This window comes from Pilosibacter sp. NGB245 (genome assembly GCF_057397225.1).
This window is the reverse complement of the sequence record NZ_CM171584.1, coordinates 1,921,593-1,934,712: the sequence shown is the minus strand read 5'-3', so window position 1 is coordinate 1,934,712 and position 13,120 is coordinate 1,921,593. Positions and strand designations below refer to the sequence as shown.

Sequence of the window (13,120 nt, the reverse complement as noted above, 5' to 3'; positions counted from 1 at the left end):
TAGTTCACGGGATCATGATCGGCGAACGGGTAAATTCGTTTTTTTGTACCTTTCCTGATTTCAGCTCCCGCACCATCCGGCAGATCTCAGATGCGGTCAGATTTTTCTCAAAAAGCGGATAGACTTCCGGGGAGAGAATCTCGTTGGCATCAGCGGTCTTGACGATGACAGGGATATCGCAATGCTTTTTCAATTCCGATAAAAGTGCTGCGGATGTTTTTCGGAATCCCAGGATCCGGACCCATGGAGCGTAATCGCAGGCAGCAAATCCCCGTTGGTCCTTGTCTGTGATATCCAGCATGAGATTCATAAGAGCGCGGCTGACCTTCGCGTAAGTATACTGCCGGTCTTTTCTGGCTGCGGTCAGTGCATCGGTTCGGAGAAATTCCAGACGGTTTTTATAGAGCTTTGCGGCGAGGTCCTCCGGCATACCGGAAATGCTCTGAATTTTTTCCAGAGCGGAAGTCAGGATCTTCTGTTCTATCAGGAGAGAAAAATCATCCGGAAATAATGGAACCTCGGATTCGGCCTGCAGACTTTCAAAGTGGGAATCCGGGAGAACAGCTGAGAGAAAATCCGGATCCTGCGCAGAGATCGCCTTTCGGATCGCTGTTGCAGAAGCGAAAGAGCCGTCCCGCCCTTCGGAGTGATACCCGGGATCGGAGCGTTTCAGGGTCCAGGGTTCGACCGCGGAAGAAAATTCCTTTAATGCCTTCAGGTACTCAACCGCAAGGATATCGTTGGGCGATACAGGAACAGAATCTTTTCTGGCAAGAGCCAGTGCCTGTGGGTAGGTAAGGCCGCTTCGGAGACTTTTACGGATCAGATCCGACTGTTCTTCCGTCTCTGTGCCGGCCTGGTCTGCCAGTTCCTGCAATTTTTTGATTTCCCCTGCTTCACTGCCGAAGGAGAGCACATCGATGATCCCCATATGATGAAACAAAGAGATTCCGCAACGTGCGAAATCCTGGGCAGCGCTCAGACTTCCGAAAACGGGCATTTCGACAACGAGGTCAGCGCCGGAGAGAAGCGCGGAGCGAGTCCGGAGAAACTTGCTGTAGATTGCCGGGGCCCCGCGCTGTACGAAGTCACCGCTCATGACGACCGCGATGAAATCGGCTCCGGTCCGGCGTCTTGTCTCTTCAATCTGATATTTATGGCCATTGTGGAATGGATTGTATTCTGCAATGATGGCAGCTGTTTTCATAGTAGATCTCCTCAACTTGTGCAGATCATTTGCCTGCATTCGTTATCTAATATCATAGTCGAAACAAAATCTTAATGCAATATTTATTGTTCTCAAAGAAAAAATGTGATATACTGCATCTAAGCAGCGTGTGAAAGACTGATTGTTCCAGGATGATAAGAATATTCAAAAATATCAGAAAGAATTCAGAGCGGCTGCCTTAGTGTTACAGTTATATCTTTGCGGCGCATACCGCAATCTTCGAAATAAGACGCAGAAAGGATGGATGCTATATGAAACTGATCTACGCAATTATCCGGTATGACAACGAGGACGATGTGACGACATCACTCACAAAACACAAATTCAGCGTGACCCGTCTTTCCACGACCGGCGGATTCCTGAAAAAAGGGAATACGACCCTGATGATCGTGACGGAAGAAGCGCGGGTTGATGAAGCGATCGATATTATTAAAAAGGAGTGCGGCCATCACCAGAAGATCACGATCAATATGCCGTATGTATCCGGTTCCTCCATGGTCCACTGCGCAACAATGCCGATGTCGGTCGATGTCGGCGGTGCGACGATCTTTGTTGTAGATGTTGAGCGGTATGAGAAGATCTGACCGAAAAATGATACTGACAGAGACTGCTGCAGCAATGCGAACAATAAATATGACTGCGGTCCTGCAGAGAAAAGATAAAAGATACAAACAGCTCCGGCAATCAGTATTCCTGGTCGACCGGAGCTGTTTGTTTACGCGAACAACGAGCCAAAGTCCGTGCTTGCGCGAGACCTTGGTGACTGTCGCGATAACAAGGGGAAACTCGCGAAGCGTGTTTTCACTTGTTACCGGAACGTTCGATAAAATTTCCCGATAGGCAGGCAGCTGCTTCCGGTCAAACTTCCGCTGTGCCCGTTTTTTTACCGCATTGTTTTAAATTTAACGAGAGGTATTGAAAAAAGTGCAAAAAATTGGAGAATATAGTCTTGTATCCAGTATTTAGCTGCGATATAATAAAAATACGTATGAAAACCCATATTGAGGAAGGAGTCAATCATCATGGCATTTATTGATCTTATGAAAGAAAAGGCAAAACAGGATGTAATGACAATCATTCTGCCGGAGAGCAACGATAAGAGAACTCTTATTGCTGCAGCACAGGTATTAAAGGAGAAGACCGCTGACCTGATCATGATCGGAAAAGAGGAAAAGATCATGGATGGTGCTCACTGGCTGGAAGTTGACCTTACTGGCCTTAAGGTCGTAGATCCGGATACTGATCCGAAGTTTGACCACTACGCAGAGACCCTGTTCAAATTAAGAGAGAAAAAGGGTATGACTCTCGAGAAAGCACAGGAGATCTTAAAGACAGATTACATCACATACGGCGTTATGATGGTAAAAGAAAAAGACGCTGACGGACTTGTTGCAGGTGCTTGCCACGCAACAGCTGATACATTAAGACCGGCTCTTCAGATCTTAAAGACAGCTCCGGGAACAGAGCTTGTATCCGGTTTCTTCATCATGGACGTTCCGAACTGCGAGTACGGTGCAAACGGCACATTCTTATTCGCTGACTGTGGTTTAAACCAGGATCCGACATCTGCAGAGCTCGCTGCAATCGCTGACAGCTCCGCTAAGAGCTTCCGCGCACTTGTTGGTGAGAAGCCGATCGTAGCTATGCTTTCCCACTCCACAAAGGGCAGCGCAAAGCACGCTCTTGTAGACAAGGTTGTAGAGGCTACAAAGATCGCAAACGAGAAGTACCCGCAGCTTGACCTTGACGGCGAGTTACAGCTCGATGCAGCGATTGTTCCGTCCGTAGCAAAAGCAAAAGCAAAAGGAAGCGAAGTTGCAGGTCATGCTAACGTTCTTATCTTCCCGAACCTTGACTGCGGCAACATCGGTTACAAGCTGGTTCAGAGACTTGCTAAAGCAGAAGCTTACGGCCCGATGCTCCAGGGTATCGCAAGACCGGTCAACGACCTTTCCCGTGGATGCTCTGCTGAGGATATCGTTGGTGTAGTAGCTCTTACAGCTGTACAGGCTCAGATGGCTTAATCTATAATTACTTAACAACAATGGGGAACGACGCAAAATCGATCAAGAGGAAACGGCGTTCCCTTTTTGGCAACAACTGTAATATCCAGTCTTCGTTCCGGAGACCGGAAGACACAGATTCTATTTTATAATCACAAGGAGTTTTATCTGTCATGAATATTTTAGTTATCAACTGCGGAAGCTCTTCCTTAAAGTACCAGTTAATCAACTCTGATACAGAGGCAGTTCTTGCAAAAGGTCTCTGCGAGAGAATTGGTATCGAAGGAAGCCAGATCACATACCAGCCGGCAGGCGGAGAGAAGAAAGTTACCGTTTCCCCGATGCCGACACACACACAGGCGATCCAGATGGTATTAGACGCTCTCACAAACAAGAAGAGCGGCGTTATCGCAAGCCTTGCAGAGGTTGGCGCTGTTGGTCACCGTGTCGTACACGGCGGTGAGAAGTTTACTTCTTCCACAGTGATCACAGATGAGGCTATGAAAGCAATCGAAGAGTGCAACGATCTTGCACCGCTTCACAACCCGGCAAACCTGATCGGTATCCGCGCTTGCCAGGAGCTTATGCCGAACGTACCGATGGTAGCTGTATTCGATACTGCATTCCATCAGACAATGCCGGAGGAGGCTTACCTTTACGGCCTTCCGTACGAGTACTACGAGAAGTACAAAGTAAGAAGATATGGCTTCCACGGAACCTCCCACAGCTTCGTATCCAAGAGAGCTGCTGAGGTTGCTGGAAAACCGTACGAGGATTTAAAGATCATCGTTTGCCATCTTGGAAACGGCGCAAGCCTTTCTGCTGTAAAGAACGGCAAATCCGTAGATACAAGCATGGGTCTTACACCGCTTGAGGGTCTTATTATGGGAACTCGTTCCGGTGATATGGATCCGGCTATCATGGAGTTCATCGCTAAGAAAGAGAACCTCGATATCGCAGGTGTTATGAACGTTCTGAATAAAAAGTCCGGTGTTCTTGGCCTGTCCGGCGTATCCAGCGACTTCCGTGACATCGAGGAAGCAGCTGAGGCTGGCAACGACCGCGCAGCAAAAGCTCTTGCAGCTTACAACTACCGCGTTGTTAAGTACATCGGTGCTTACACAGCAGCTATGGACGGCGTAGATGTGATCGCATTCACAGCAGGTCTTGGTGAGAACGGCAAGTCCATGAGAAAAGCTGTTTGCGAGCATTTATCCTACCTTGGCATCAAGATCGACGACGAGGCTAACAGCGTAAGAGGAAAAGATATCGTAATCTCCACACCGGATTCCAAGGTTAAAGTTATGGTTATCCCGACAAACGAGGAGCTTGCGATTGCAAGAGAGACTTTAGCTCTTGTAAAATAATTCAGGGTACAGTTCAGCCGTGCGCCGGTCTCGATGAAAAGATGGGCTGCAAGCCTGCTTGCATAAGTGCTTTCTCATCTGAATCAGCATACGGTTTGATCGATTAGCAATGACGCTGACCCGTTCAGAACCCTGTGAGAGCAGGAGATGAGCGGGTTGGCTTCTGTGCTGTCTGGAGGTTTTAACGCCCTCAGGACGGCTTTGGAACTCTTACGACATACGCTGGGGTTTCTTATCCCAGGTACGAAAATATTCGTTTCTGGTGCTCTTAATGCGCGCTCTGGCGCGGTTAAGAATTTGTCACAAGAATATGGTTTGAGCGCAGAAATGCATGAAAAATAGAGCTTTTAAAATTTAATATTTTATTAGAAAAATTGTTGACAAATTGTTCCTGTTCATATATAATATCTTAGTGCGTATTAGGAGAAACATAATATGCTGATTAATTTATCTGAAGTTTTTACTCTGGAAGGCAAAGAGAAAACCTGGGAAGTACCGTTTGAAGCGAAAGCTTACAAGGGTTCCCGAGTTGAGTATCCGGTGGTCTCTGCGAACCCGGTAAAGATCACTGTAAAAAACCTTGGAAACAGAAAGCTGAGTCTTACGGGAAATACTTCCGTGACTCTTGCGATTCCCTGTTCAAGATGTCTGGAACCGGTGAATTACACCACAGATATCGAGTTTGACCAGGAGATCGATATGAATGCTTCCGATGAGGACAGAGTGAAGGACTTGGATGAACAATCTTATTTATCTGGTTATAATCTGGATGCCGATATGCTGGTTTGCAATGAGTTATCATTGTACCTGCCTATGAAGGTCCTTTGCAAGGATGATTGCAAGGGAATCTGCAGTAGATGTGGAGCAAATCTCAACAAGGGAGATTGCGGCTGTGATACATGGGTTCCTGACCCGCGGATGGCAGCCATCCAGGATATTTTCAAACAGTTTAAGGAGGTGTAACCATGTCTATCTGTCCTAAGAATAAATCTTCCAAAGCGAGAAGAGACAGCCGCAGAGCGAACTGGAAAATGTCCGCTATGAACTTAGTAAAGTGCAGCAAGTGCGGTGCTTTAATGATGCCTCATAGAGTATGCAAGGCATGCGGCAGCTACAACAAGCGTGAAATCGTTAAAGTTGAAGACTAATTAAGAATTATGAGATCCTCCGGTGGTTTTCCACCGGGGGATTTTTTCGCCTACAGCAAGAAGTCAGATCCTGCGGTGTCTGGCTTCTTGCTTTTTGAAAAACAAATATGTATTGGTGTTAAGGATGTCGATGGCGTAAAAACCACAAATCGACATCCTAAATTTATGATTCGTTTTCTGCTAAGCTATTGTTGTCGATTGGAAATATTGACAATCCTATTACCATAGACTATACTTGTTTTATAAAGAAATGCTCGGAAATCCCAAAAGTGTCAGATAATAAAGCAAATACTAAAGAGGAACAGTAGATTATTAACAGTTAATATAAATTATAAAATCATATATATGAAAGGAAAGAGACTATGAGACTCGAAAATTTGACTTGGCCGAAAGCTCAGGAATATTTTGAAAAAAATGATATGGTACTTGTTTCTATCGGCAGTATTGAGTGTCACGGCCGTCACATGCCGCTTGGAACCGATACACTGATTCCGGAGCACTTGTTGGAGAAAATTGAGAAGAAGAGTGATGTTTTGATTGCTCCCACCATTCCATATGGTTCCTGCCCCAATTTTGCTCCGTATCCTGGTACAATTGATATTGACGACGAGGTACTCTATCAGTTTTGCCGTCAGGTTTTCCTGAGTCTGTATCGGCACGGCGCAAGAAAATTCGTTTTCCTGAACGGACACGGCGGAAACATCAAGATGATTCAGCGCCTTGGCATGGAATTCGAGGATAAGGGCTGTCTGGTTGCTATGCTTAACTGGTGGCTGATGGCATGGGATATGAACCCGGCGTGGAAAGGCGGCCACGGCGGTGGTGAGGAAACGGCTGCGATTCTTGGAATTGATCCGTCTTTAGTTGATAAGAGTGAGATAGGTGGTGAACTCCAGTTTAAGCATCTGTCTGAGAATCTGAAGACAACCGGTTTCCGTTCTGTTGAGTATAAGGGAGTTACCGTTGAGATTCTTCGCAAAACTCCGCATGTTACCGACAGCGGCTGGATTGGACCGGATCATCCGAGTACCGCTACAGAAGAGTGGGGCAAGGAAATGCTCGAGACCACAGCAAACTATATTGTTGATTTCATGGAAGAGTTCAAGAAAGTTAAACTTTCATAAAGAGGTGTCAGAACGGATAAGAAAGTGACGCTGGAAATTTTTTTAAAATGTGATACGAAAAGACCGCCGGTTCAGATTTCTCTGGTAACCGGCGGTCTTCCCTATGAGCAAAACAATTAAATGTAGAAGAGCAATGCATCGTATGTCGGATACGGGAGATAATCCTCCGGGATCAGGACTTCCGCATCGTTGACAGCCAGACGGATCTTTTCCATTTCGGTAAGAATCGTATCGTGGTAGTAGGTGCCAGCCTTTAAGTAGTCATCCATACCTTCGGCGGTACCGATCATATCCTTTAAGGTATCGAGCTCATCAGAGATCACATCTGCGAGCCCGGAGAGCTTTATGATCAGCTTTTCTTCGGCCTTTGTTGTAATGCCGGGAACGAGCTCTTTTTTAGAGCTTCCTGTGCATGCAAGGTCATTCACATAGGAGAACAGGGACGGAAGGAAGTCTTTCTGAACCATCTCCTCCATAGTCTTTGCCTCGATGTGGAGAGTCTTCGCATAATCCTCAAGAAGGATCTCGTAACGGGAGAAGAGCTCCTCTTTTGTGAAGACTTCATGTTTTGTGAAGAGCTCAATGTTCTTCTCGTCGATGAAATGCGGAAGAGCCTCCGGTGTGGACTTGAAGTTCGGAAGACCGCGCTTCTCGGCTTCTGCAAGCCATTCGTCTGTGTAGCCGTTTCCGTTGAAGATGATCCGCTCATGCTTCTTAAAGGTATCTTTTAAGAGCTCATGAATTGCGGAATCGAGGTTCTCCCCGGTAAGTCCGTCCAGGACTTTGCAGAATCCGGCGAGGGACTCGGCAACGGCTGTATTTAAGATCACGTTCGGACCGGACAGGGAGAGGGAAGAACCCGGCATACGGAACTCAAACTTATTTCCTGTGAAGGCGAACGGTGAGGTACGGTTACGGTCCGTGTTGTCTTTTGTGAAGTGCGGGAGCACCTTCGGTCCGATGGACATCTGAACAGCGCCCTTTCCTTCAAAATATGTATCAGATTTAATGGAATCGACAACAGCCTCAAGTTCTTCTCCCAAGAACATGGATACAACAGCTGGCGGTGCCTCGTTTGCGCCGAGACGATGGTCGTTTCCGGCTGTGGCAACGGAGATCCTTAACAGATCGGCGTAATCATCAACAGCCTCAACAACAGCTGCTAAGAACAGTAAGAACTGTGTGTTCTCAGCCGGTGTCTTTCCCGGATTTAACAGGTTCTCGCCGGAATCTGTGGAGAGTGCCCAGTTGTTGTGCTTACCGCTTCCGTTGATGCCCTCGAACGGTTTTTCATGGAGCAGGCACGCAAGACCATGGCGGTCAGCGACCTTCTTCATCATCTCCATAACGAGCTGGTTGTGGTCAACGGCAACATTGACGGTCTCAAAGACAGGAGCAAGCTCATGCTGTGCAGGAGCAACCTCGTTGTGTTCTGTCTTTGCCGGGATGCCGAGTTTCCAGAGCTCTTCGTTCAGGTCCTCCATGAAAGCTTCGACTCTCGGTTTGATGGAACCGAAGTAATGGTCATCCATTTCCTGTCCCTTCGGAGCCGGAGCACCAAATAAGGTACGTCTGCAGAAGATCAGATCTTTTCTCAGACGGTAGCAGTCTTTATCGACCAGGAAATATTCCTGTTCTGCACCAACGGTGGTGTTGACGCGTCTGACGTCTGTTTTTCCTAAAATGTGAAGTAAGTGGGTAGCTTCTTTGCTGACGGCTTCCATGGAACGGAGCAGCGGAGTCTTTTTATCGAGTGCCTCGCCGCTGTAAGAACAAAAGGCAGTTGGGATACAGAGTGTATGTCCCTTGATGAATGCGAAAGAGGTAGGATCCCATGCGGTATATCCGCGGGCTTCGAAGGTGGCGCGTAAGCCGCCTGACGGGAAGCTGGAAGCGTCCGGCTCACCTTTTACAAGTTCTTTTCCGGAAAATTCCATGATTGCTTCGCCAACACCGGTCGGAGAGAGGAAACTGTCATGCTTTTCAGCAGTGATGCCTGTCATCGGCTGGAACCAGTGAGTGAAGTGGGTAGCACCGTGTTCGAGCGCCCATTCTTTCATTGCGACTGCAACAGAGTTCGCGATATCCAGCTCCAGATGGGAACCGCTGTTGATCGTTTTTGTAAGGGCTTTGTAGACATCCTTCGGGAGACGTGCTTTCATTTCGGAGTCGTTGAATACAAGACTGCCATACAGTTCAGGAATACTTTTGCTCATAGATATTTCTCCTTTCAACTCCGCTGGGGAACCTCCTTGCTCCCTGTCTGCGGGAAATTATACAAAGTTTGCTGTCTGCTCCGGGGTATGGAACAGACAGTCATCATTTCGCGGATCCCAAATGGGGGTTTGTGGGGAAGATCCGTGAAATGCGAGAAGGGCGCCGGGGTGTATGTATCATGCACCCAAGCGCCCTTGCTCTTATGGTGGTATAATATACTCATTTTCCGGGATTTGTCAACACATTTTTTTAAAAATTTTTCCGATCACAGACAGCGTTCCTATTATTAAGTTTTTCTGCTTCACCAGTCTGGCGGGATACCTGATGACGCCGCAAGACCCGGATAAAAAAGAAGAAAGTGGTCCTGTGATTCCGGATAAAAAACTTTTGAAAACTGTAAAAAAACTACTTTACAAATTCGAAAAAATGGAATATAGTAGTTCCATATTTTTTTAACGCAGCAACAAAACCTATGAGCAATTATCCCTGCGTAAAAATGAGTTTCATATGATGTGATTGATTAGACAAAGGTGTCAGAGTCTTAGTACTTCTGTCACCTTTTTTTCATGCAATGTTGCATGAGCATGAAGCAGACAGTTTTCGCACATCATAGGAAAAGTTCCCGTAACTGTGAAAAATACTGAACAGTTACAAGTTCCCCACATTTACAATATATATTTGGAGGTAAGGTATGGCAGTTAAATACGTATTCGTCACGGGAGGCGTTGTCTCCGGACTCGGCAAAGGTATTACAGCCGCATCCCTTGGACGTCTCTTGAAGGCAAGAGGGTACCAGGTCACGATGCAGAAGTTCGATCCTTATATTAATATTGATCCGGGTACCATGAATCCGATCCAGCATGGAGAGGTGTTCGTCACCGACGATGGAACAGAGACCGACCTGGACCTTGGACATTATGAGCGCTTTATCGATGAGAGCCTTGACAAAAATTCCAACGTGACCACTGGTAAGATCTACTGGACGGTTCTTCAGAAAGAACGCCACGGAGACTTCGGCGGAGGTACCGTACAGGTGATCCCCCACATCACAAATGAGATCAAGGCGAGATTTTACCGCGCGAAATCCCCGGACGAGGACCGCATCGCGATCATCGAGGTCGGCGGCACCGTCGGCGATATCGAGAGCCAGCCGTTCCTGGAGGCGATCCGCCAGTTCCGCCACGAGATCGGATATCAGAATTCCGTTCTGATCCATGTGACACTCGTTCCGTATTTAAAGGCGTCAGGAGAATTAAAGACGAAACCGACCCAGCAGAGCGTCAAGGCACTTCAGGGAATGGGAATTTCCCCGGATGTGATTGTATGCCGTACAGAGGTTCCGCTCGAGGACGGTATCGAGAGCAAGATCGCTTTATTCTGCAACGTTCCGGAAGACCATGTTCTCCAGAACCTGGATGTAGAATATTTATATGAAGCGCCGCTTGCCATGGAAAAAGAGCGCCTGGCTCATGTGGTCTGCGAATGCCTCAATCTTCCGTGTCCGGAACCGCAGCTTGGTGACTGGAAACAGATGGTCGATGCATTAAAGAATCCGACAAGCGAGGTCACGATCGCACTGGTAGGAAAATACATCCAACTGCATGACGCGTACTTGAGTGTCATGGAGGCGTTAAAGCACGGCGGGATCGCAAACCGCACAAAAGTGACGATCAAATGGGTCGATTCCGAGTTCTTAAAACCGGAAGCTCTCGACGATACATTCGCCGGTGTTGACGGCATCATCATCCCGGGCGGTTTTGGCTCCAGAGGAACCGAAGGCATGATCCTGGCTGCAAACTATGCGAGAGAGAACAAGATCCCGTTCCTCGGGATCTGCCTCGGCATGCAGATGGCCATGGTGGCATTTGCGAGAAATGTTCTCGGCTATGCGGATGCAAACAGTTCCGAGCTGGATCCGGAGACAACCCATCCGGTTGTCGATCTGATGCCGGATCAGAACGGCGTGGAGAACCTTGGCGGAACGCTTCGTCTCGGCTCCTATCCGTGTGTCCTTGATAAAAAGTCGAAAGCATATTCCCTCTACGGAACAGATATGATCAACGAGCGCCACAGACATCGTTTTGAGATCAACAATGACTACCGTGATGACTTTACATCTCACGGCATGATGCTCTCCGGACAGTCCCCGGACGGACATATCGTTGAGATGATTGAGATCCCGGATCACCCGTTCTATGTGGGGATTCAGGCACATCCGGAATTCAAGTCAAGACCGAACCATGCACATCCGCTCTTTGCAGGTTTTGTTGAGAGTGCTGAGGAGCAGGGGGTTTTGAGACGTGCGAAAAAGCTTCTCATGAAGCGGAACCATCTTTCTGAGCCGGAGGCACACCGGTATCTTCAGAAGACCAGCATGGATACAGGACGGACCATGGCGGAGAGCGCCCATATGGTCACAATGCTGATCCAGGAAGATTAATGGTTTGACTTTAACTGTTTATCATTAAAAAAAGTTAATGCGTTAGCCAAATTATTATCGCAGTTCCTGCATTTGTGTGGTATATTTATTCATGAAAAATATCCTAAATGCATTTACAGACAGAAAGAGAGGATTGAGACCATGTTTAAAGTCAATGAAAATTTTGCCAAACTGCCGGGCAGCTATCTGTTCGCAAATATTGCGAAGAGAGTATCCACATTCCAGGCAGAGCATCCGGAAAAGGAGATCATCCGCCTTGGTATCGGTGATGTGACTCAGCCGATCGCTCCGGCGATCATCGAGGCAATGCACAAAGCTGTCGATGAGATGGGTCATGCGGAGACCTTCCGCGGCTATGCTCCGGAGCAGGGCTATGACTTTTTAAGAAATATCATTGCAAAAGAGGATTTCCAGGAGAGAGGCTGCGACATCTCTGCAGATGAGATTTTTGTATCCGATGGTGCAAAGTGTGACTGCGGAAATATCCAGGAATTATTCTCCTTAGACAGCGTAGTCGCAGTATGCGACCCGGTATACCCGGTATACGTGGATTCCAACGTTATGGCAGGTCGCAGCGGTCTCTACAACAGCGAGACCGGACGTTTTGACAAGATCGTTTACATGCCGTGTACTGCAGACAACGGTTTCCTTCCGGAATTCCCGAAGGAGCACGTGGACCTGATCTATCTCTGCTTCCCGAACAACCCGACCGGTGAGGCGATCAAGAAGGCAGATCTCCAGGCATGGGTAGACTTTGCAAACAAGAACGGCGCTGTGATCATCTATGACGCTGCTTACGAGGCATATATCACTGAGGCTGGCATTCCGCACTCCATCTATGAGTGTGAGGGCGCAAAGACATGTGCCATCGAGCTCCGCAGCTTCTCCAAGAAAGCCGGATTTACCGGTATGCGTCTTGGTTTTGCCGTGATCCCGAAGGACTTAAAGTGCGGCGATGTGAGCTTAAATGCGATGTGGATGCGCCGTCAGGGTTCCAAGTACAACGGAACTCCGTATATCATCCAGCGTGCCGGCGAGGCAGTGTACTCTCCGGAGGGAAAAGTACAGGTTGCTGAGCAGATCGCACGCTACATGAAGAACGCAAAGACGATCTATGACGGCTTAAAGGATGCCGGATATACCGTATACGGCGGCGTAAACTCCCCGTATATCTGGTTAAAGACCCCGAATAACATGAAGTCCTGGGATTTCTTTGATTTCCTGTTAGACAATGCGGGAATCGTGGGTACTCCTGGTGCAGGTTTCGGCCCGTCTGGTGAAGGATATTTCCGGATTACTGCATTCGGAACTTATGAAAATTCTTTAAAAGCACTTGACAGAATCAAAAATCTCTGATAAAACAAGAGACATCAAAAAAATATCAAACAAAGGCGTTGAAGGAAACTCCCTTTCGAAGAACTTTACAGAGAACCGTGTGACAGCTGAGAGCGCGGAAGAGATGAGAAAGGCGGGAACGCTCCGGAGCCGGCTGCTCGATATCGGAACCGATGGTAGGACAGCACGCAAGCCGCACGTTACGCGGCCGAGTCGTTAGGATGATGGTCCGACAGCGAAAGCGGCGACTCATGAGTG

General features: G+C 47.8%; 10 protein-coding genes. 8 read left to right on the top strand and 2 right to left on the bottom strand.

What is annotated here, in order from left to right:
• Positions 1–4 precede the first annotated feature (4 nt).
• Positions 5–1,207: a tRNA(Met) cytidine acetate ligase gene (locus ACXMYH_RS08635; RefSeq protein ID WP_215702058.1), complete on the bottom strand. Its 1,203-nt coding sequence runs from the start codon at positions 1,205–1,207 to the stop codon at positions 5–7.
• A 272-nt stretch (positions 1,208–1,479) separates the two neighbouring features.
• Here ACXMYH_RS08635 and ACXMYH_RS08630 point away from each other — a divergent pair, with 272 nt between their 5' ends.
• The 6 genes from ACXMYH_RS08630 (at position 1,480) to ACXMYH_RS08605 (ending at position 6,870) form a co-directional block, all read left to right on the top strand.
• Positions 1,480–1,812 carry a cyclic-di-AMP receptor gene (locus tag ACXMYH_RS08630; protein WP_118298009.1) on the top strand — a complete coding sequence of 111 codons (333 nt, stop codon included), beginning with the start codon at positions 1,480–1,482 and terminating at the stop codon, positions 1,810–1,812.
• A 438-nt stretch (positions 1,813–2,250) separates the two neighbouring features.
• The gene (pta, locus tag ACXMYH_RS08625; protein WP_117470288.1) at positions 2,251–3,252 is read left to right on the top strand and encodes a phosphate acetyltransferase; all 1,002 of its coding nucleotides are present in this window, start codon (positions 2,251–2,253) and stop codon (positions 3,250–3,252) included.
• Positions 3,253–3,404: 152 nt separating this feature from the next.
• Complete coding sequence (locus ACXMYH_RS08620) at positions 3,405–4,598, top strand: acetate kinase (RefSeq protein ID WP_118735412.1); 1,194 nt, start codon at positions 3,405–3,407, stop codon at positions 4,596–4,598.
• Between the two features lie 435 nt (positions 4,599–5,033).
• Positions 5,034–5,561, top strand: a complete 528-nt coding sequence (locus tag ACXMYH_RS08615) for a YceD family protein (protein ID WP_021905044.1) — start codon at positions 5,034–5,036, stop codon at positions 5,559–5,561.
• A gap of 2 nt (positions 5,562–5,563) precedes the next feature.
• Positions 5,564–5,746 (top strand): 50S ribosomal protein L32, encoded by a 183-nt coding sequence (gene rpmF / locus ACXMYH_RS08610; protein WP_015554505.1) that lies wholly within the window; start codon positions 5,564–5,566, stop codon positions 5,744–5,746.
• Between the two features lie 362 nt (positions 5,747–6,108).
• Positions 6,109–6,870 carry a creatininase family protein gene (locus ACXMYH_RS08605; protein WP_118298013.1) on the top strand — a complete coding sequence of 254 codons (762 nt, stop codon included), beginning with the start codon at positions 6,109–6,111 and terminating at the stop codon, positions 6,868–6,870.
• A gap of 116 nt (positions 6,871–6,986) precedes the next feature.
• On the opposite strand, the gene ACXMYH_RS08600 is transcribed toward ACXMYH_RS08605, so the two are convergent.
• Complete coding sequence (locus ACXMYH_RS08600; RefSeq protein ID WP_486554692.1) at positions 6,987–9,086, bottom strand: glutamine synthetase III family protein; 2,100 nt, start codon at positions 9,084–9,086, stop codon at positions 6,987–6,989.
• Positions 9,087–9,778: 692 nt separating this feature from the next.
• Here ACXMYH_RS08600 and pyrG point away from each other — a divergent pair.
• The gene (pyrG, locus tag ACXMYH_RS08595; protein ID WP_486554691.1) at positions 9,779–11,527 is read left to right on the top strand and encodes a CTP synthase; all 1,749 of its coding nucleotides are present in this window, start codon (positions 9,779–9,781) and stop codon (positions 11,525–11,527) included.
• Between the two features lie 141 nt (positions 11,528–11,668).
• Positions 11,669–12,883, top strand: coding sequence for an LL-diaminopimelate aminotransferase (locus ACXMYH_RS08590; RefSeq protein ID WP_215702054.1), 1,215 nt, complete (start codon positions 11,669–11,671; stop codon positions 12,881–12,883).
• Positions 12,884–13,120: the final 237 nt, after the last annotated feature.